At 61.9% G+C, this 19,407-nt stretch carries 16 protein-coding genes; 13 read left to right on the forward strand and 3 right to left on the reverse strand.

The genetic code is table 11. The features are described 5' to 3' along the window. Window positions 1–25: 25 nt before the first annotated feature. From AB8A33_RS15515 to eda, 8 genes are all read left to right on the forward strand, one after another. Entirely contained in the window at window positions 26–1,159 is a 1,134-nt protein-coding gene (locus AB8A33_RS15515; RefSeq protein WP_439095944.1) for a mannitol dehydrogenase family protein, read from the forward strand. A gap of 17 nt (window positions 1,160–1,176) precedes the next feature. Then, window positions 1,177–1,860, forward strand: a complete 684-nt coding sequence (locus AB8A33_RS15520) for an amino acid ABC transporter permease (RefSeq protein WP_439093544.1) — start codon at window positions 1,177–1,179, stop codon at window positions 1,858–1,860. A 9-nt stretch (window positions 1,861–1,869) separates the two neighbouring features. Then, window positions 1,870–2,523, forward strand: coding sequence for an amino acid ABC transporter permease (locus tag AB8A33_RS15525; RefSeq protein WP_439093545.1), 654 nt, complete (start codon window positions 1,870–1,872; stop codon window positions 2,521–2,523). After that, window positions 2,507–3,259 carry an amino acid ABC transporter ATP-binding protein gene (locus tag AB8A33_RS15530; protein WP_439093546.1) on the forward strand — a complete coding sequence of 251 codons (753 nt, stop codon included), beginning with the start codon at window positions 2,507–2,509 and terminating at the stop codon, window positions 3,257–3,259. Before AB8A33_RS15525 ends, AB8A33_RS15530 begins: the two co-directional genes overlap by 17 nt. Window positions 3,260–3,303: 44 nt before the next feature. Further along, window positions 3,304–4,104: a transporter substrate-binding domain-containing protein gene (locus tag AB8A33_RS15535; RefSeq protein WP_439093547.1), complete on the forward strand. Its 801-nt coding sequence runs from the start codon at window positions 3,304–3,306 to the stop codon at window positions 4,102–4,104. Between the two features lie 63 nt (window positions 4,105–4,167). Beyond that, the gene (locus AB8A33_RS15540) at window positions 4,168–5,178 is read left to right on the forward strand and encodes a zinc-binding alcohol dehydrogenase family protein (protein ID WP_439093548.1); all 1,011 of its coding nucleotides are present in this window, start codon (window positions 4,168–4,170) and stop codon (window positions 5,176–5,178) included. 165 nt (window positions 5,179–5,343) lie between these two features. Next, window positions 5,344–6,258, forward strand: coding sequence for a sugar kinase (locus AB8A33_RS15545; protein WP_439093549.1), 915 nt, complete (start codon window positions 5,344–5,346; stop codon window positions 6,256–6,258). Window positions 6,259–6,278: 20 nt separating this feature from the next. Further along, a complete protein-coding gene (gene eda / locus AB8A33_RS15550; protein ID WP_439093550.1) occupies window positions 6,279–6,938 on the forward strand; it encodes a bifunctional 4-hydroxy-2-oxoglutarate aldolase/2-dehydro-3-deoxy-phosphogluconate aldolase in 660 nt (219 codons plus the stop codon). 38 nt (window positions 6,939–6,976) lie between these two features. Here the strand turns inward: eda and AB8A33_RS15555 are convergent, their stop codons facing one another. Together AB8A33_RS15555 and serA are read right to left on the reverse strand one after the other, a co-directional pair. Continuing rightward, window positions 6,977–9,259 carry a TonB-dependent receptor gene (locus tag AB8A33_RS15555; protein WP_439093551.1) on the reverse strand — a complete coding sequence of 761 codons (2,283 nt, stop codon included), beginning with the start codon at window positions 9,257–9,259 and terminating at the stop codon, window positions 6,977–6,979. Window positions 9,260–9,949: 690 nt separating this feature from the next. After that, window positions 9,950–11,218, reverse strand: a complete 1,269-nt coding sequence (gene serA / locus AB8A33_RS15560) for a phosphoglycerate dehydrogenase (RefSeq protein WP_439093552.1) — start codon at window positions 11,216–11,218, stop codon at window positions 9,950–9,952. Window positions 11,219–11,590: 372 nt separating this feature from the next. Here serA and AB8A33_RS15565 point away from each other — a divergent pair, with 372 nt between their 5' ends. From AB8A33_RS15565 to AB8A33_RS15585, 5 genes are all read left to right on the forward strand, one after another. After that, window positions 11,591–12,787, forward strand: coding sequence for an NAD(P)/FAD-dependent oxidoreductase (locus AB8A33_RS15565; protein WP_439095945.1), 1,197 nt, complete (start codon window positions 11,591–11,593; stop codon window positions 12,785–12,787). A 156-nt stretch (window positions 12,788–12,943) separates the two neighbouring features. Continuing rightward, window positions 12,944–13,801 (forward strand): FAD binding domain-containing protein, encoded by an 858-nt coding sequence (locus tag AB8A33_RS15570; RefSeq protein ID WP_439093553.1) that lies wholly within the window; start codon window positions 12,944–12,946, stop codon window positions 13,799–13,801. After that, window positions 13,798–16,152: a xanthine dehydrogenase family protein molybdopterin-binding subunit gene (locus tag AB8A33_RS15575; protein ID WP_439093554.1), complete on the forward strand. Its 2,355-nt coding sequence runs from the start codon at window positions 13,798–13,800 to the stop codon at window positions 16,150–16,152. Before AB8A33_RS15570 ends, AB8A33_RS15575 begins: the two co-directional genes overlap by 4 nt. Then, window positions 16,149–16,628, forward strand: coding sequence for a (2Fe-2S)-binding protein (locus AB8A33_RS15580; RefSeq protein ID WP_439093555.1), 480 nt, complete (start codon window positions 16,149–16,151; stop codon window positions 16,626–16,628). Before AB8A33_RS15575 ends, AB8A33_RS15580 begins: the two co-directional genes overlap by 4 nt. Further along, window positions 16,625–18,937 (forward strand): xanthine dehydrogenase family protein molybdopterin-binding subunit, encoded by a 2,313-nt coding sequence (locus AB8A33_RS15585; RefSeq protein ID WP_439093556.1) that lies wholly within the window; start codon window positions 16,625–16,627, stop codon window positions 18,935–18,937. The genes AB8A33_RS15580 and AB8A33_RS15585 overlap by 4 nt, the downstream gene beginning before the upstream one ends. Here AB8A33_RS15585 and AB8A33_RS15590 read toward each other — a convergent pair whose 3' ends face one another. After that, the gene (locus AB8A33_RS15590; RefSeq protein ID WP_439093557.1) at window positions 18,938–19,399 is read right to left on the reverse strand and encodes a MarR family winged helix-turn-helix transcriptional regulator; all 462 of its coding nucleotides are present in this window, start codon (window positions 19,397–19,399) and stop codon (window positions 18,938–18,940) included. Window positions 19,400–19,407: the final 8 nt, after the last annotated feature.

Genomic DNA, 19,407 nt, shown 5'->3' on the forward strand with positions numbered 1-19,407 from the left:
CCAGCTGCTCGGCGGCAGCGGTCGCGTGACCGGCCGGATCATCCAGTTCGGGACCAGTCGCTTCCTTCAGGCCCATGTCGGTGTTTTCGTCCATGAGGCACGTGTTTCCGGCCAGGACGTCGGGCCGATTGCCGTGGTTCAAGCATCAAATTCTACCGGTCGCGCCGGACGCGTTCAGGCGTTTGGCCGGTCCGAAGGCTATCCCGTGCTGATCCGCGGTATCGAAAATGGCGTCAAGATCGACCGGCGCATCGACGTTCTGAGCGTGGACCGCGGATTCTCCGCGGCGCGCGATTGGGGGGAATTGTCCGACTGCTTCGCCGCGGAAGCGGACTTCGTCGTCTCGAATATGGGCGATACCGGTTACGAGGTCGCAGACAGTGACCGCGGATCGGCATTGCTATCCGGCGACGTGCCACAATCCTTTCCCGGCAAGCTGATGGCTTTGCTCCACCGGCGCTGGCGGGACGGCGCCCGCCCGTTGACCGTGCTGCCTTGCGAACTGGTTCATCGCAACGGCCTCATCCTTGAAGACAGGGTGCTGGCGTTGGCAAGCGAGGCCGGCGCACCATCGGCTTTCGCCGAATGGATTGCGAAAGAGATCATCTTCGCCGAAACGCTGGTCGATCGCATCGTGTCGGAGCCGATCGAACCCATCGGCGCAGTCGCTGAGCCCTATGCGCTGTGGGCGATCAAGCGCGCGCCTGGCCTTTCAGCGCCGTGCATCCATCCAGCCATCGTCCTGGCTGACGAACTCGAACCGTTCGAGCGACTCAAGCTGCACATTCTCAATCTCGGCCATACCGTGCTTGCCGACATCTGGCTGTCCGAGAGCCGCGCTCCGAACGAGACCGTGCGAGAAATTCTTGCGGACACCTCCATCGCCGAACGGCTTGATCATATCCTGCAGCGCGAAGTGCTGCCAGGCTTCGCCGTACATGGCATGGAAGCGGAAGCGCGCGCGTACATTGTGACGACGCTCGACCGTTTTCGAAATCCGTTCCTTGATCACCGGATTTCCGATATCGCACAGAACCACGTCATGAAGATCGACCGGCGTATTCTTGCATTCCTCAAATGGATCGCCAAGCGCGGGCACGCGCCTGCAACCCCCAAGCTCGATGCGTTCAAAGCGCGGCAATCGGCGCTTCAAGCCTGAGATGAAATAGAACCGGCATGACCTATCATTTCGATTTTTCGGCGTTGCTGCCGTATTGGCCAGAATTTGCCCGTGGCATCTGGCTGACCTTGCAGTTGTCCGCCATCTCGACGGTGTTGGGTTTCGTTCTCGGCACGCTCTGCGCCATCGGTCGCGCCGACGGTTCGCGCTTGGTCAAGTGGCTTGTCGCCATCTATGTCGAGGCGATCCGCAACACCCCGCTGCTGGTGCAGGTCTTCATCATCTATTTCGGTATCGCGACCCTCGGCTTGCATGTCTCCGCCAACTTGGCCGCAGTCATCGCCCTGGTCATCAATGTCGGGGCCTATACCTGCGAGATCGTGCGCGCAGGTATCGAGTCCGTCCATAAATCGCAGATCGAAGCCGCCGAATGCCTGGGGCTGTCCCGCGTCCAGACATACTGGCATGTGGTGCTGCGTCCGGCGATCGAGCGTGTCTATCCGGCGATCACCAGCCAATATGTCCTCTTGATGCTGGCATCCTCCATCACGTCGCAGATCTCGGCCGAGGAACTGACGGCCGTCGCCAACCGGATCCAATCCGATACGTTCCGTGCCTTCGAGACCTATATCGTAACCGGCGTTCTCTACCTGCTGCTGTCGCTCGTCGTCCGGATCTGTCTGTGGCTGTTCGGGCTGGCTGTCTTCGTTCGTCGGCGCAAGCTCGGCACGGCGATCTAGGGAAAGTCCATGCCGACATTCAGCCTCGTTCATCTCGAGTTCCTTCTCACGGCCGCGCAGTGGACGATCGGCCTGTCGATCGCCGCCTTTGTCGGCGGCGGCCTGGTCGGTTTCGTGGTCGCGCTTGCGCGCATCTCCGACCTGCGTGCGCTGCGCATCGCCGCGACGGTCTACATTCAGCTCGTTCAGGGAACGCCGCTCCTCATTCTGCTGTTCGTCATCTATTTCGGGATCGCGCTGCTCGGCTTCACCAACCTGCCGCCGCTCGTTGCGGCCAGCGCGGGCCTCATTATTTACTCGTCAGGATTTCTTGCCGAAATCTGGCGCGGCTGCATCGAGTCCGTTCCGAAGACGCAATGGCAGGCGGCGGAGTGCCTTGCGCTCACGCGATGGCAGCGCATGGCGAAAGTCATCCTGCCCCAGGCAGCGCGCATCGCCACCGCACCCACCGTCGGCTTCCTGGTACAGATCGTCAAAAATACGTCGCTGGCGTCTGTGGTCGGCTTCGTCGAATTGGCCCAGGCCGGAAAGCTCATCAATAATTCGATCTATGAGCCGTTCACGGTCTTCATGATCGTCGCGCTCATCTATTTCGCGATCTGTTTCCCGCTCTCGACCTGGAGCCGGAGCCTGGAAAGGAAGCTCAATGTCGGCCGTCGTTAGTCTTTCAAACGTCCATAAACAGTTCGGTTCGCTCAAGGTCCTCGACGGCGTATCGTTCGATGTCGGACGTGGCGAAGTCGCTGCCATCATCGGTCAATCCGGCTCCGGCAAGTCGACCGTCCTGCGATGCATCAATGCGCTTGAAACGATCCAGCAAGGGACAATCGATGTGTGCGGCCACGCATTGCATGATGCGAGCCTCAATCGCCGCGCCTTGCATCTCGACGTCGGCATCGTTTTCCAGAGCTACAACCTGTTTCCGCACCTGACCGTCGAACAGAACATCATGCTGGCGCCCGTCAGCGTGAAGTCGGTCCCCAAGAAGCAGGCCCGTGAACTCGCCCGCGAGGTACTGACCCGCGTCGGGATGGAGGCAAAGGCGGAGAATTATCCCGAGCAGCTGTCGGGCGGTCAGCAGCAGCGGGTGGCGATCGCCCGCTCGCTCGCCATGAGTCCGAAGCTGATGCTGTTCGACGAAGTGACGTCGGCGCTCGACCCGCAGCTGACCGGCGAAGTGCTGAGAGTCATGGAAGATCTCGCGCGCGGCGGCATGACCATGATCCTCGTCACGCATGAGATGGCGTTTGCGCGAAAGGTCGCATCCAAGGTCATCTACATGCATCAGGGCAAGGTCTGGGAAACCGGATCGGGCGACATGCTCGATCAGCCAAAGACAGCCGAACTCCGCAACTTCGTGGGAGGCGTCTCCCACGATCGCGCCGCGGCATCCGCCTAGGCTGACGTCAAACCAAGTTTCAAATCAAAAAAGGGACGAAACACATGATCAGAAGACATTTTCTCGCAGGTGCAGCCGGGCTCGTCGTTGCTATGGGCCTGCTCACCCACTCCTCCGTTTCAGCTCGTGCCGACACGCTCGACGATATCAAGAAGCGTGGCAAAATTATCGTCGCGCTTGATCTCGGTTCGCCGCCTTTCGGCATGTTCGACGCCAAGATGCAGCCGACCGGCTCGGACGTCGAAAGCGCCAAGCTGCTGGCCGCCGACCTCGGGCTACCGCTTGAGATCGTTCAGGTGACCAGCCCCAACCGCGTGCCGTTCTTGCTGACCGGCAAGGCCGACCTCGTGATGGCGTCGTTCAGCATCAACGAAGAGCGCAAGAAAGTCATCGACTTCTCCATCCCCTACGGCGTGATCCAGGTCGTGGTCGCTGCACCCAAGAAGATCGAGATCAAGGACATCGCCAGTCTGTCAGGCATGCGGCTCGGCACCACGCGCGGCTCCACCAACGACAAGGAAGCGACGGATCAGGCCAAGGGCGCAGACATCGTACGCTACGAGGATGATGCTACGCTGAACACGGCGCTGATTTCCGGACAGGTGAAGGTCATGGCATCGTCCGCACAGGTTATGGCGACGGCGAATGAGCGACTGAAAAACGACCCGCTCGAAGTCAAACTTGTGCTCAAGACAAATCCTTATGCGATCGGCATCCGCAAGGGCGATGACGCCCTGCGCCAGGTTCTGAACGATTGGGTCGAGAAGAACCTCGCCAACGGCAAACTCCGTGCGATCTACGCCAAGTACAACGGCGTCGAACTGCCCACAGAGATGCCGAAGTAACTTTCCCTTGCGGCCTGGGCTTGCACCGGGCCGCGCTTTATCTCGATGAGAAAGACCGAGCGAATGAAAGCCTTGATCTGCGACGAGCCGGGCCGGTTGTCCCTCGTGGAGCGCCCAATTCCTGTTCCGGGCGACGGCGAGGTTCTCGTGCGAATCCGCCGCGTCGGCATTTGCGGCACCGATTTTCATATCTTCCAGGGCAAGCATCCCTTCCTGCAATACCCCCGCGTCATGGGCCATGAGCTGTCGGGTACGGTCGAGAGTGCGCCCACCGGAGGCAACCTGACACACGGGCAGAATGTCTACATCGTGCCCTACCTGTCCTGCGGCAAATGCATTGGATGTCGCCGCGGCTTTACAAATGCGTGCCAGTACATCGCGGTCCTCGGCGTGCATCGCGATGGTGGAATGGCGGAATTCTTGTCCGTTCCGGCCGGCAATGTGATCCCCGCCGGCAATGCATCGCTCGACGACGCAGCGATGATCGAGTTCCTGGCCATCGGCGCACACGGCGTGAAGCGCGGCGGCATCTCGGCACAAGACCGCGTTCTGGTCGTCGGATCAGGTCCCATCGGCATGTCTGCGATCATCTTTGCCAAAGCCCGCGGCGCGGACGTTACCGTCATGGATACGCGCGAAAATCGCCTGGCTTTTGCACGCGACTCGCTTGGCGCCGACCACTTGTTGACCGCCAATGCCGACGCGGAGGCCGAGGCAAAGAAGCTGACGGGCGGCGACTTCTTTGACGTCGTCATCGACGCCACCGGAAATGCTGCCGCCATGCAGCGCGGCTTTGGCTTTATCGCCCATGGCGGGCGTTACGTTCTGGTCAGCGTCGTCCCCACTGAGATCACGTTTTCGGATCCCGAGTTTCACAAGCGGGAAACCACGCTGTTCGCCAGCCGCAATGCTCAGCCGGACGATTTCGCCGAAGTGGTTCGCCAGATGGATGCCGGAAAAGTCCCGACGCGGGCGCTCAACACCCATCGCGGCCCCCTGTCCGACGGTGCCACGCTGTTCAAGGATTGGCTGCGTCCGGAAGCGGGAGTCATCAAGGCCATCCTTGAAGTGTGATCTGTCGGTGTTTGCTGTAGTGTAGCGGACCTGTTTGCACCGGGCGGTCGGTCAACAACCATGAAAGCCCGGTCGCTCTCCTTCATATCGCCGCTGCTTATCGCGCAGCGATATGGAGACACATAAAGTCCGTCGCTTGAAATCGGGATTTGCTCTGTGCCGGATATGTCGAAAGTTGCCTGTATCGGCGAGTGCATGATGGAGCTGACACAGCCGCTCCCCAACCAGCACGCGCTCGGCTACGGCGGGGATACGCTCAACACGGCGATCTATTGCGCACGGCTTGGGCTGGCTGTCGATTACGTGTCGGCACTCGGCGACGATCCATGGAGCGATCAGATGATCGCCGGATGGCAGGCCGAGGGGATCGGCACCCATCAGGTCGTCCGTGTGCCCGGCAAATTGCCAGGCCTGTACATCATCAAGACCGTCGCCAACGGCGAGCGTCGCTTCTACTACTGGCGGGAGAATTCGGCAGCGCGTCTCCTGTTGTCGCTGCCCGAAACGCCCGCCATTCTCGACGCGCTGTTGACCTATGACCTCGTCTATCTCTCGGGTATCACGCTGTCGCTTTATGACGCGGCCGGGCGCAAGCTGCTGATGCAGACACTCGATCGTGTTCGCAAAGCGGGCGGCCGGATCGCATTCGATGCCAATTTCAGGCCCCGGGGGTGGCCCGATCGCGCGGCTGCGCAGCACGCCTATCATGATGTCTTCGAAGTCGCCGACATTATCCTGGCATCTGTCGAAGACCTCGACATGTTGTTCGGCGTGTCGGAGGCCAAGGAAGTCGTGACGCGCCTTCGCGTTCCCGAGCTCGTTCTCAAGCTGGTCGAACCATCATGTCGCGTGCGCGCACCGGGCATTGACCAGATCATCCCGGCGACGCCGGTCGACCGCGTGGTCGATACCACAGCCGCAGGCGACAGCTTCTCGGCGGCATATCTTGCAGCGCGCCTTGGCGGTGCCGGCCCCGTCGAGGCCGCGAAAGCGGGCCATCGTCTTGCCGGCACCGTCGTGCGCTATCCCGGCGCTATCATTCCCCGATCGGCCATGCCGGACGGCGTGGCCCGTAACTGAACCAACTGGCGAGAAAGCTCATGACCGATCATTCGACGCCTGCCTCCCGGCAGGAAGCGCTTGCCCGAATTCTCAGCGCGGCGAGAGTAGTCCCTGTGATCACCATCGATCGCGTCGAGGATGCCGTGCCACTGGCGCGCTCGCTCGTCTCCGGCGGAATCCGCGTGCTCGAAATCACGCTGCGGACACCTGCCGCGCTCGAGGCGGCGAAGGCGATCATCGCGGAAGTGCCCGACGCGATCGTCGGATTGGGTACCGTGCTCAATGGCGCCGACCTTGAGCGAGCCGCGTCTATCGACGCGAAGTTTGCCCTCAGCCCCGGGGCGACACCTGAATTGCTTCAGGCGGCTTCGAGAAGCCATATTCCTTTCGTCCCAGGAATCGCGACGGCGTCCGAATTGATGGCGGCATTGGCACATGGTTTTGAGATCGTAAAATTCTTCCCGGCGCAACAGGCGGGCGGGATACCGACGTTGCGCGCGCTTGCTGGACCATTCCCGCATGCCCGCTTCTGTCCGACCGGCGGCATCGGTGCCGCCAATGCCGGCGAGTGGCTGTCCGAACGCAACGTTGTCGCGGTCGGTGGGTCGTGGCTCTGCCCTGTGCCGGATATCAGGGCGGGCAATTGGGACAGCATTACCGCGCATGCTCGCCAGGCGATGAACATCCTGGCTCCTTGAAGGATGCGATCATCGTCTCTGAGGACAAAATCCAGCGATTACATGTCCACGATCATCGACAGGAGATATGTGCGCGGAGCTCCCAGGAAGAACGTTCCGAATGAGGCCACGCTGGACCAGTAATTCGCACCGGTCACATTCTGAACGTTCGCGCGGAAAACCGTCTTCCTGCCGTTGATCGCCGTCGTGTAACGGGTACCGAGATCGAGCCGCGTCCAGTCCGGGATCGGTTGCTTGTTCGCCGTATCGACGAACTGCTTGCCCGTGTAGATGACTGCCCCATTCAACGTGAGCCCCCTCACCCATGGGAGATCCCACTCGGCTCCAATATTGGCCTGTACGTTCGGAATGCCGATTGGCGTGTTGCCCACGTTAGCTGCGACGGCGGTCTTCGTCAGGGTGCCATCCAGCAGCGACAAGCCTCCGAGGACACGAATATCGGACATGAGTTCGCCATAGACATTGAACTCGAGCCCGCGGACTTGCTGTTCGGCGGTCGCCGCGAAGCGCCCGGCGGACAGCTCGCCGCTCGCCTTCGATATCTCGAAGGCGCTGAAGGTAGTGGTGAACCGGCCGAAGTCCACCTTGATGCCGGCCTCGTACTGCTTGGCGATGTAGGGCGGGAGTACTTCGCCGACATTGGAAGCGGTCTGGGGCGCGACGTCGCCTCGGCTGAGACCTTCGATATAGTTCGCGTACAGAGAGACGTTGTCCCGGGGCCGGATGACGAGACCGACCACTGGGGTAGTCGCGCTCCTGTCGTAGGACGACGTGAGCGTTCCGACATTGGAGAGATAGTTGTTCGCCTCGATGCCCTGGCGCCGGATACCCAAAGTCAACAGGACGCGCTCATCGAGTACGGACAAGGTGTCAGCAATCGAGAGCCCCGTGAGCTCGCTGTCCGAGAGCCGAGGGCGCTCGCTGATCTCGTTCGCGAACTGGCTCGGCGCCATGGTCGGATTATAGATGTTCGACGTGACCGGACTGCCATTGGTGAGCCGCCGGTACAGCGCGTCATGATAGACCGAGGCCTGGAAGGCGACGGCATGGTGGACAACGCCGGTATCGAAGCGGGCGCGGACGCCGCCATCATATGTGGTTCGATCGATGCTAAGCTCGAAGAATTGGGGCGTTGCGGTCGTGTCGCCGCTCGTGTTGACGATCGTCGGAAGACCGAAGAATCGCTCGACGTTGGTCCGAGATCCGCCGATATCGGCGAACAACATAACCTGATCGCTTAGATCGTATTCGGTTCGCAGCAAGGCAGATTGATCATTGATGTGCGACCATTCCCAGGATTGCGTCACGTTCAGCCGACCGTCCGGCGCGCTCGACACTGGCAGGCCCGGAGCCATGAGAAAGGGACGTGACGGAGCGTCGAACCGATCGGTCTGGGCGATGAGATAGAGCCAGGACCTGAAGCGTTCGCCCTGATAGTCGAGAGCCAGCGATCCGACACCTGTCGTTTCGGACTGACGGTCAATGGGCGTATCGCCGTCGCGCAGACTGCCGTTGACGCGCACGCCCCATTCCTTGCTGTCACCGTAACGCCTCGCAATATCCCAGTGGCCGCCGAACTGTGCGGCAGAACCGTAACTTGCGGTGAAGCGGGTCAAGTCCTCTCCCGCGCGCTTGGGCACGACATTGATGACGCCGCCGACGCCGCCATTGGGCGCGATGCCCGAGAGCGCGGCTGAAGGCCCCTTAAGCACCTCGATACGCTCGACGTAATCCGTGAAAATGCGGTATGTCGGCGCGATCCCGTAAAGGCCCTCGAAGGCGAACTCACCGCTGTTGCCTTCGTTGATCGGGAAGCCGCGAATGTTGAAGGAATCGAGCACACCGCCCGTTGGGTGGGAACTACGCACGGAAGGATCCAGGATCAAGGCATCCGCAGCCGTCGCCGCCTGCTGATCCCGGATGAACTTGTCCGTGTAGCTCGTCACATTGAACGGCGACTTCATCGCATCGGTGTTTCCGAGCAGTCCCAACCGTCCGCCTTGAGCGACCTGCCCGCCGGCAAAAGCGGGCACGACACCCGACTGCGATGGCCGCGATTGCGCCGCGACGGTTTGGGGTTGCGGGGCGTCAGGCACTGTGGCGCGCCTTGAAGGCGATCGGACCCCGGCGACATTTCGTTTGGTCGGTGCGCGGCGGACCAACCGCTGCGTCGGAGCATCGACGGTCACGGGAGGAAGGGCGGTGGCGCCTTGCGGTGTTTGAGATTGAGCAGGCGATTCAAACCAAGCCACTAACGCCACACCACCTAGTAGTGTCACGCCAAAGCGAGCCACCGTCCGAACCCCACCTGCAAGTCGCATTCCCAGAAAGTCCCTATCAACAGCACGTCGGCCGATGCGAAATGGCTCTGCATGCGGCGTGCAACGACCATGGATCCAAGATCCGCTCTCCGCGTCCGAGCTCGGTTGTCACTCAACGTGAATCATTTTCTCCGCAGACTCGCATTCCGGATTAGCTGCCTGTGCCTCATCGGCAACGTCCGATTGCTCGTGATCTGCAGCGCTTCACTAGAGAGACGCCCTCGTCACCGCAACGCTAATGCATGCGCTGCGGTTTAGAATGTCTCGATCATCGACGACTCGAGTCGGTTGAGATCGTGTCTGGAAAGATTCCAAAGGCGCTTTGAAGGATTCAAAAATCAGTGCTGTTGAAATCTGGCAGGAAAGATAGGCGGAGCGCTCTCGTCAGCGAGCCAGGCTTTTCCTGAACGCGGCAACGTAAAAGGCCGTGCTTTTTCGAGAGCGCTCCAGACCTCGTCACGGCTGACTGTTGTGCGTAACCATTTGCTGTCGCTCTTATTGCGACGACAATCTGCAGCAGCTCAAGATGCGCAAATCAAAGGGAACGTGGTGAGCTCTGGCGGTGATTCGATGAGCCGACGTCATCTACTAATGTGGTCGCGCTGTTTCATAGCGGCGAGCAGCCTGACTAGCACGACGGCTCGTGCAGAGAAATCGACCTTTCGAGTCGTTCGTGCAGCAGACCGTCGCTCAATCCTTGTATTCGTAGAGCAAGCGCGCGCGGATCGTACCTTCCAGCGCCCGAATATCCGCCAGCACCCGCTCACTGTCCGCTGCGGACGCATCGGCGTCGAGGACGACATAGCCGATGTCGTTGTTGGTCTCGTAATATTGCGCGGCGATGTTGACCGCATGGCGCGCCAGCACCTCGTTCAGCCGTCCCAGCATGCCCGGAACGTTGCGCTGGACCTGGATGAATCGGGTACCTGACGGGCGCGCCGGCAGTTGTACCTGCGGGAAGTTCACCGTACCCATAGTCGACCCGCTGTCGCTGTAGTCGATCAGTTTGCGTGCGACTTCCGCGCCGATGCGCTCCTGAGCCTCTTCGGTGGAGCCGCCGACATGCGGCGTCAAGATGACGTTCTCCAGACCCTGCAGCGGGGTAACAAAGCGCTCCTGATTGGAGCTTGGCTCGACGGGGAATACGTCGACGGCCGCACCACGCAATTTGCCCTGGCGCAGTGCATCGGCCAGCGCATCGAGATCGACCACGGTGCCGCGGCTGTTGTTGATGAAATAGGCGCCGTCCTTCATGGCGGCGAACTCGTCGCGACCGATCATCCCCTGCGTGGCCGGTGTCTCCGGCACATGCATGCTGACCACATCGCTCTGCGCCAGCAGTTCCTGCAGGCTTCCGACAGGTTCGGTGTTGCCGTGACGCAATCGATCGGTGTGATCGTAGAAGATCACGCGCATGCCCAGCGCTTCCGCCAGGTTCGAGAGCTGCGAGCCGATGCTGCCGTAACCGACGATGCCAAGCGTCTTGCCGCGCACCTCATAGCTGTTATTGGCCGATTTCTCCCAGCCGCCTTCATGCGCCAGATTGGAGCGCGAAATGATCCGACGGAACAGCATGACGATCTCGCCGATCACCAGTTCGGCAACCGAGCGCGTATTCGAGAACGGCGCATTGAACACCGGAATGCCTGATCGCCGCGCTGCGTCGATGTCCACCTGATTGGTGCCGACGCTGAAGCAGCCGATCGCGATCAGCCGGTCCGCGGCATCGAGCACGTCCTGGGTGATCTGCGTGCGCGACCGGATACCGAGAATGTGTACGCCCTTGAGCGCTTCCTTCAGTTCATTGCCACCGAGCGCCTTGGAGAGCCGCGTCACGCTCGAATAACCCGCCGCCTCGATCAGCTCGACCGCGCTGTCGTTCACGCCTTCGAGCAGAAGGATTTTGATCTTGTCTTTCGGGAGGGAAAGCTGCGGCAAAGGCAGGCTGTTCTTGGTCACGGTCGCGGCGTCCTTTGAGCAGTGAATGAGACAGAAACCACGCTGGAGCGGCAAAGCCCCGGCTGGTCCGGCTCACATCGTCTGGTTTGGTTTGGCGCCTGTTTAACGTCACCGCAGCAATCTTGCTACGGGTATCTAACCCTTTGAAATCACTTATCTCTGATCCAGGATCATGAGAGCCCGGCTCACGGCCCCACCTGAGCCCGCGAGAATCTGGAGCAGCCTGCGCGCCCGCGCGCTCCCCCAGGGAACGGAACAGGACCCGGGAAATTGTCACGTGACTTCGATACGAGGCGCGGACAGCGCCTTCCTTCCCCAGCCTCATGGTGCCCCATTTCCGATCTCGATCCCGATACCACCGAGCATGCTGATTTGCGCGGCGGACATTCGCCGTGGTTTGCAGGCCTGCAGCATGCCCCCCGTCAGCCCCTTACCGAAGACATCACATGCGATGCCCTGATCGTAGGCGGCGGCATCACCGGCGCCCTGATGGCCGAGCAACTGACGCGGCAAGGACTGGATGTGGTCATCGTCGACCGCGAATTGCCGGGGCGCGGCAGTACAGTAGCGAGCACGTCGATGCTGCTGTGGGAGATCGATCGTTCGCTGCAGGAGCTGACACATCTCTATGGCTATGAGCGCGCCGCGCGTGCCTATCGCGCCAGCTATGACGCCGTCCACGGATTGAAGGCACTGGTCCGGACGCTCGACCTGCGATGCGATATGCGCGCGAAGAACTCGCTCTATCTTGCCGCAGGCGAGAGTGCCAAAGGGCTGATCGAGGAACACGCGCTTCGCGAGCGCGCCGGCCTGCCCGGCACACTCCTTGATCACAAGGCCCTCCTGTCCGAATACGACATTGCCCGGGCGGGTGCCATCGTCTCGCCGGACTCGGCAGATTCCGATCCGTTGCAACTGGCACTGGGACTGCTGAATGTCGCGACGGCGCGCGGCGCGCGATTGTTCGAGGCGGAGACGGCCACGTTCGACTCCGCAGGCCACGCCGTCGGCGCTCAATTGACGGACGGCCGTACCGTCGAGGCGCGCCACGTCGTGCTGGCGACGGGCTATGTGATGCCCGATATCGTAAAAACGACCGTGCAAAAGCCGTCATCGAGCTGGGCGATCGCGACAAAGCCGCAGCCGGACAGACTCTGGCGTGACGGCGTGCTGATCTGGGAAGACAGCAAGGATTATCTCTACGCCCGAACCACCGCATCCGGCCGCATAATCATCGGCGGCGAAGACAGCGACGAGATCATCGATCCCGATGCACGCGACGCCCTCATCCCGGCCAAGGCGCGCGCGCTGACGGACAAGCTTGCTGCCCTTTGGCCACGTGCCGAGCTTGCCATCGACTATCGCTGGGCCGGCACCTTCGACACCACGCGCGACGGCCTACCGCTGATCGGCCCGGTGCCGGGTCATCCGCATCTCTATGCCGCCTATGGCTATGGCGGGAACGGCATCACCTTCAGCTATCTCGCAGCGCAACTGATCGGCGGGATGATCGCGGGCAAACGCTCGCCATTGCTGGATGACTTCGCGCTGCAGCGCGATATCGCCTGAAACTTAGCGCGCTCGACTCGGCAAATTCAGCTATCCCCGTGTGATCAAAACGCAGGCGGCGAACGCCCCGTTTTGCGTCAGCGACCCTGATTGACTTCCAAAAGGCGATTGTTAGCATACAAGTGAATTTTGGCCCTCCTGCCCGGGGTTTTCCGCATGAAGCCGGCGCCGTTCACCAGGCACGTTCCACGCACCGTGGATGAGGTTGTGAGTGCATTGGCCGAGTTTGCGCCGCTCGACGGCCGCATTCTGGCGGGCGGCCAGAGCCTGGTGCCGATCATGGCGTTCCGCATGGCGCGGCCAGCACACTTGATCGATATCAACGAGGTCGAAGGGCTCGACCGCCTCGCTGTTGACGGCGACTATCTCTCGATTGGCGCGCGGGTGCGCCACGGCGCATTCCACAAGCCTGTCATCGACGGTCCGCTTGGTAAGCTCCTCGCTTTCGTCGTCAGCCACATCGCGCATTATCCGATCCGCATGCGCGGGACTTTTTGCGGCAGCCTCGCCCATGCCGACCCTGCATCGGAATGGTGCCTCGTCGCCGCGACGCTCAATGCGCAACTCGTCGTAAAGAGCGTGCGCGGCGAACGTATCGTTGATGTCACGGATTTCCTCGAAGGCATCATGTCGACATCGCTCGCCGAGGACGAATTTCTCGCCGAAGCCCGTCTGCCGCTGCTGCCCGACGACACCAAATTCGGCTTCTACGAATTCAGCCGCCGAGCGGGCGATTTTGCGATGTCTGCCGCGCTCATTACCTATCGTCTCGTCAATGGCGTGATCGCCGATGCACATGTCGGCATCGGCGGTGCCGAGGATCGTGCGCGACGCATTCTCGAAGCCGAAGATGTGTTGAACGGTCAGATTCCCTCGCCGGACCTGTTCGTCGCCGCCGGTGAAGCCGCGGCCAATGCGATCGAGCCGCTGGAGGATATCCAGACCACTGCGGAATATCGCTGCGATCTGGTTCGCGCCGTAACGCGGCGCGCACTGGAGCGGTCGGCACAATGACGATCCATACCAAGGGCACCGGCACAACCTGGGTCGGGCGTTCGATCCGCAGGCTCGAGGATCCCGCCCTCGTCACCGGCCGCGGCCGTTTCACCGCGGACATGCCCGCCACGCACTGGGTGCGCTTCGTTCGCAGCAGCGTGGCTGCCGGAACGATCGAGAGCATCACGGCGCCGGAGGGCGCAGGCATCGTCACGGCCAAGGACCTCGCAAAGCTGAAGCCGATCCGGCCGATGCTGAGCAAGTTCAACTATGTCGCCGTGGGTCAGCCGATCCTTGCCGATGGCGTGGTGCGGTTCACAGGCGAGTCCATCGCGGCCGTCTACGCGCCGAGCAAGGATCAGGCGGAGGACATTGCCGATCAGGTCGAGGTCGAGATATCCGAAGGCGCGCCGCTGATCGATGCGATGGATGCGCTTGCCGAAGACGCTCCGCTGGTTCACGCCGACACCAAGCACAACGTGATCGTCGAGGGTCACATCGCGACACCCGGCTTCGAGGATGTTTGGAAGAGCGCACACAAGGTGTTGCGCGTCGATGCCCGCTCGCGCCGTCAGAATGCGACGCCGATGGAAGCCCGCGCTGGCCATGCCGCCTATGATGGTTCGACCGGCCGCGTGACGCTGACCTGCACCACGCAGATGCCGCATCTGACGCGCACGGCGGTTTGCGACATCCTCGGCATTCCGGAATCCGATCTGCGCGTCGTCGCGCCCGACGTCGGCGGCGGCTTCGGCCAGAAGATGTCGCTGGCGCCGGAATATGTGCTGCTGGTCTGGCTGGCGCGCAAATTGCGCAGCTCCGTAGCCTGGACCGAAGATCGCCGCGAGAACCTGATCGCAAGCTTCCACAGCCGCGACCAGCACGTCCAGCTCGAAGGCGCATTCGACAAAAATGGGAACCTGCTCGCGCTGCGCGGCGATATCGTTGCCAATATCGGCGCCTATTCATGCTTTCCGACGACCTGCGGCGTCGAACCCTTGATGGCGCTGGCCGAACTCCCCGGCCCCTATGACGTCCGCGCCTATGACTGTCGCTCGCGCGGCGTGATGACTAATACCTGTCCGATGGCGCCCTATCGCGGCGTCTCGCGGCCGGTCATCACCTTTGTGCTCGAACGGCTCATGGACAAGGCGGCCGCCGCTTTCGGCATAGAGCCGACCGAACTGCGCAGCCGCAACCTGATCGACAAGTTCCCTTACACGTCAGCGACAGGTCTCGTCTTCGATGACGGCAGCTACAAGGAAACCATGGAGATGGCCATCAAGGCCATCGACCTCGACGCGTTCCGCAAGCGCCAGAAGACCGCACGCGATGCCGGCCGCTATCTCGGTATCGGCTTTGCCACCTTCTCCGAGCGTACTGGCTATGGCAGTCCGGCTTTCGCGGCGCGCGGCATGGAGATCACGCCGGGCTTCGAGACAGTGTATCTGACCATCGATCCCTCGGGCTTCGTCGAAGCGCGGATCGGCTCATCGCCGCATGGTCAGGGCCTGCGCACATCGCTGGCGCAGATCATTGCTGACGAGATCGGCATCGATCCGGAATTCATCAAGGTCGTTCACGGCGACACAGACCGCTCGCCCTATGGCTGGGGAACTTTCGCCAGCCGCTCGCTGGTGCTGTCGGGCGGCGCCAGCCTGCTCGCCGCGCAAAAGATCCGTGCCAAACTGCTGAAGATGGCGAGCCATCTGCTGGAAGCCGCGCCCGAAGACATCACGCTGCAATCCGGATCGGCGCATGTCATCGGGACCGATCGCTCCGTCACCATCGCATCGATGGCGCGTGCGGCCTATCACCAGACTCACATCTTCAAGGGCGAGATCGAACCGGGCCTCACCGAGACCGGTACCTATGATCCGTCGGGCACCTTCTCCAACGCCTGCCATGTCGCGATTGTCGAGGTCGATATCGAGACCGGCCGCGTCGAGATGGAGAAGTTTCTGGTCGCGGAGGACGCCGGGCTGATCATCAATCCGATGATCGCCGACGGCCAGGTGCATGGCGGCGTGGCGCAGGGCATCGGCAACGCGCTGCTGGAAGAGATCATCTATGACGAGACCGGAAACATCTTGACCAGCACATTGGCGGATTTCCTGCCGCCGACGACGCACGAAATTCCCGAGATCGAGCTGCATCACATCGAGACACTGACCGGCAATTCCATCACCAAGGCCAAGGGCCTCGGCGAAGGCGGTGCCATCGGCGCGCCGGCAGCGGTGATCTCCGCGATCAACGACGCATTGTCGCCCTTCGGAATTTCCATCGACGAAATGCCAGCAACGCCGCAGCGCATTCGCGCCGCGCTGCGCGCCAGCGGAAAACTACAGAGCATGGGAAGGCTTCCATGAGCGACAAGACCGACATCACCCTCACCATCAACGGCGAGGCGCACGCCATTCGCGTGGAGTCGCGCCGGACCCTCGCCGACGCGATCCGCGAGGATTGCGGCCAGACCGGCACGCATATCGGCTGCGAGCACGGCGTGTGTGGCGCCTGTACCGTGCTGGTGAATGGCGAACCAGTGCGCTCATGTCTGATGTTCGCACAGCAGGCGGACGGCAAGCAGATCCGCACCGTCGAAGGCCTCGCCGATGGCGACGAGATGCACCCGATGCAGCGCGCCTTCATGGAGAACCACGGCCTGCAATGCGGTTTCTGCACACCGGGCTTCCTGATGCTCGCCGTCGGCGTGCTGGAGCGCGAACCGGATATTTCCGATCACGATCTGGTCGACGTGCTGTCGTCGAACCTGTGTCGCTGCACCGGGTATCAGAACATCATCAAGGCGGTCCGCGCCGCCGCGGTGGAGATGCGTCAGTCGTGACTGCTGCCGCGAAAGCGACCTTGGTCGGCAAGTCCGTCCTCCGCAAGGAAGACGGCCCGCTGCTGCGCGGCCAAGGCAAGTTTGCAGCCGACATCAACTTTCCGAACCAGCTCTATATGCGCGTGGTGCGTTCGACCTACGCCCACGGCAATATCGTCTCGGTCGATCTCGCGCCGGCCCTGGCCATTCCGGGCGTCGTCGCCGCCTGGAGCTTTACCGACGTTGCCGATATTCCGCCGATCGACTTTCGCCTGACGCGGCTTGAACAGCTTGCCGCCTATCGGCAGACCATTCTGGCCAGGGACAAGGTGCGCTATGTCGGCGACCCCGTCGCCGTGGTCTTCGCCGAAGATCCGTATCTCGCCGAGGATGCCGCCGAGCATGTTGAAGTCGAGATCGAGGAACTCCCGGTTATCTTGCATGCCGACGGCAAGATCGGTGAATTCCGCGACGGACTACCGACCGAGACGGCTCTCATCGAGAAGGGTTATGGCGACGTCGATGGCGCTTTTGCTAATGCGCATGCCGTGGTTAGTCTCTCGCTCTCCATCGGCCGCCATTCCGGCGTGCCGATGGAGACACGCGGGGCCATCGGCCGTTACATCGCCGAGACCGACATGCTGGAAATGTATGGCGCGGCAAAGGTCCCGCACTGGAATCGTGATCAGCTTGCCAAGATGTTTGGCCGCACCGCCGCCAATACCAACCTGTTCGAAGGCCACGTCGGCGGCGGCTTCGGCATTCGCGGCGAGATGTATCCCGAAGACGTCCTCGTCTGTTTGGCCGCCTTGCGCCTCGGCCGCCCGGTAAAATGGATCGAGGATCGTCGCGAACACCTCATCGCCGCCAATCATTCGCGACAGCAAACCCATCACATTCGCGCCGCCATCGATCGCAATGGCAACATCCTGGCCATCGACAACGAGTTCTTCCACGATCAGGGTGGCTATATGCGCACGCATGCCGCCACCGTGCCCGACCTCGCCGCTGCGATGCTGCCCGGCCCCTATCGCATTCCCGCCTATCGCGTGCTTGGCCATATCCGCCTGACCAACAAGACGCCTGGCGGCACCTATCGCGCGCCCGGCCGCTATGAGAGCACTTTCGTGCGCGAACGCTTGCTGGATGCGGTCGCGGCCAGAGTGGGGATCAGCGGCGTCGAGGTCCGTCGCCGCAACCTCATCGCGACCAGCGAGATGCCGGTCACGCGTGCATTGGAAACGCTCGGCACCGACATCGTGCTGGATTCAGGCGACTACCCGAAGCTGCTGGACAAGGCGCTGAATGGCATCGGCTGGGACGACCTGCAGACGCAGATTACGTCACGTCGCAAGGCGGGCGAACTGGTCGGCTCCGGTGTCGCCATGTTCGTCGAGAAAAGCGGTCTTGGCCCGTTCGACGATGTGCGGATCAATGTCGGGACCGACGGGCTCGTGGAAGTCGTCACCGGCGCCGCTTCGGTCGGCCAGGGCGTCGAAACGGTCATCGCTCAGATTTGCGCAGAGAAACTCGGCGCCAGCTATGACAATGTCAGCGTGATCCACGGCCAGACCAACCGTATCGCCAGAGGCCTCGGCGCCTTCGCCTCACGCGTCTCCGTGATGACGGGCGAAGCGACGCGGCAAGCCGCGCTGAAGCTGCGCGACAAGGCTCTCGCGGCCGCAGCTGAATTGATGCAGTTGACGGCCGATCAACTCGATATCGTCGATGGCGAGATTGTCCGCCTCGATGGCGGTACCGGCCCATCGATGACGCTCGGCGAGATCGCAGAGGCGCTCGAACCGGGAGGCAATCTGGTCGGTGATAGCGAACCTGGCCTGTTCGCCGAAGCGTCGTTCGAATCCAAGCATATGACCTACCCATACGGCGTCCATGTCGCGGTCGTGTCGCTCGCCCGCGACACTGGCGGCATCAGCGTCGAGCGGTATCTTGTCGCCTATGACATCGGCAAAGCGATCAACCCGATGCTGGTCGATGGCCAAATCGTTGGCGGCGTGGCCCAAGGCATCGGTGGTGCGCTTTATGAAGAGTTCACCTATGACGACCGCGGCGAACCGCTGGCGGTAACCTTCGCCGACTATTTGATGCCGACGGCCCGCGAAGTACCTGATGTCGAAGTGATCATTTCCGAGGATGCGCCGAGCCCGCTCAACCCGATGGGGCTCAAGGGCGCCGGCGAAGGCGGCACCAATGCCGTCGGCGCGGCGATTGCAGCGGCCATCGACGACGCGCTCGGCCAGCCCGGCGCCATCACGCAGCTGCCAGTCTCGCCTCAACGGATCAAGGCGCTGCTCAATAGCAAAATGTGATCAGGTAATCTTCTTCAGCAACCGCGTCAGTGTGCGTTGCTCTTCGGCCGTCAACGGTCGCAGCGTCTTGGCGCTGACATCCGCTGCAACGCGGATTGCCGCATCGACCACACGGGCGCCCTTCTCGGTCAGCGACACTGCACGGCGACGGCGATCCGTAGGGTCGCTACCGGTGGTGATGAATCCGCGCAGGCCCAGCCGATCCACAACCCCCTTGATGGTCGCGGCATCGAGATAGACCAGCCGCCCGAGATGGTTCTGTGAACTCGGGCCGACCTCATGCAGCTTCGCCAGCACCGCGAATTGCGTCTGGGTCAGATCCTCAATCATGTTGGACATGAAGATGGAGGTGTGGCGCTGCATCGCCACGCGCATCAGGAAGCCGACCTGGGAGTCGAGGACATAGTCCGGCGGCGTCTCCGCGGTCGGAAGGGCCTTCAGCTTGGTCGGTTTCTGCGCCATGTCGTCCC

The organism is Tardiphaga sp. 813_E8_N1_3 (genome assembly GCF_051811025.1).
GTDB lineage: Bacteria > Pseudomonadota > Alphaproteobacteria > Rhizobiales > Xanthobacteraceae > Tardiphaga.

Excerpts from the sequence above, each read along its gene's own strand:
- AB8A33_RS15520 (WP_439093544.1), top strand. The coding sequence starts at position 1,177 with ATGACCTATCATTTCGATTTTTCGGCGTTGCTGCCGTATTGGCCAGAA.
- AB8A33_RS15525 (WP_439093545.1), top strand. The coding sequence starts at position 1,870 with ATGCCGACATTCAGCCTCGTTCATCTCGAGTTCCTTCTCACGGCCGCG.
- AB8A33_RS15530 (WP_439093546.1), top strand. The coding sequence starts at position 2,507 with ATGTCGGCCGTCGTTAGTCTTTCAAACGTCCATAAACAGTTCGGTTCG.
- AB8A33_RS15535 (WP_439093547.1), top strand. The coding sequence starts at position 3,304 with ATGATCAGAAGACATTTTCTCGCAGGTGCAGCCGGGCTCGTCGTTGCT.
- AB8A33_RS15540 (WP_439093548.1), top strand. The coding sequence starts at position 4,168 with ATGAAAGCCTTGATCTGCGACGAGCCGGGCCGGTTGTCCCTCGTGGAG.
- AB8A33_RS15545 (WP_439093549.1), top strand. The coding sequence starts at position 5,344 with ATGTCGAAAGTTGCCTGTATCGGCGAGTGCATGATGGAGCTGACACAG.
- eda (WP_439093550.1), top strand. The coding sequence starts at position 6,279 with ATGACCGATCATTCGACGCCTGCCTCCCGGCAGGAAGCGCTTGCCCGA.
- AB8A33_RS15555 (WP_439093551.1), bottom strand. The coding sequence starts at position 9,259 with ATGCGACTTGCAGGTGGGGTTCGGACGGTGGCTCGCTTTGGCGTGACA.
- AB8A33_RS15570 (WP_439093553.1), top strand. The coding sequence starts at position 12,944 with ATGAAGCCGGCGCCGTTCACCAGGCACGTTCCACGCACCGTGGATGAG.
- AB8A33_RS15575 (WP_439093554.1), top strand. The coding sequence starts at position 13,798 with ATGACGATCCATACCAAGGGCACCGGCACAACCTGGGTCGGGCGTTCG.
- AB8A33_RS15580 (WP_439093555.1), top strand. The coding sequence starts at position 16,149 with ATGAGCGACAAGACCGACATCACCCTCACCATCAACGGCGAGGCGCAC.
- AB8A33_RS15590 (WP_439093557.1), bottom strand. The coding sequence starts at position 19,399 with ATGGCGCAGAAACCGACCAAGCTGAAGGCCCTTCCGACCGCGGAGACG.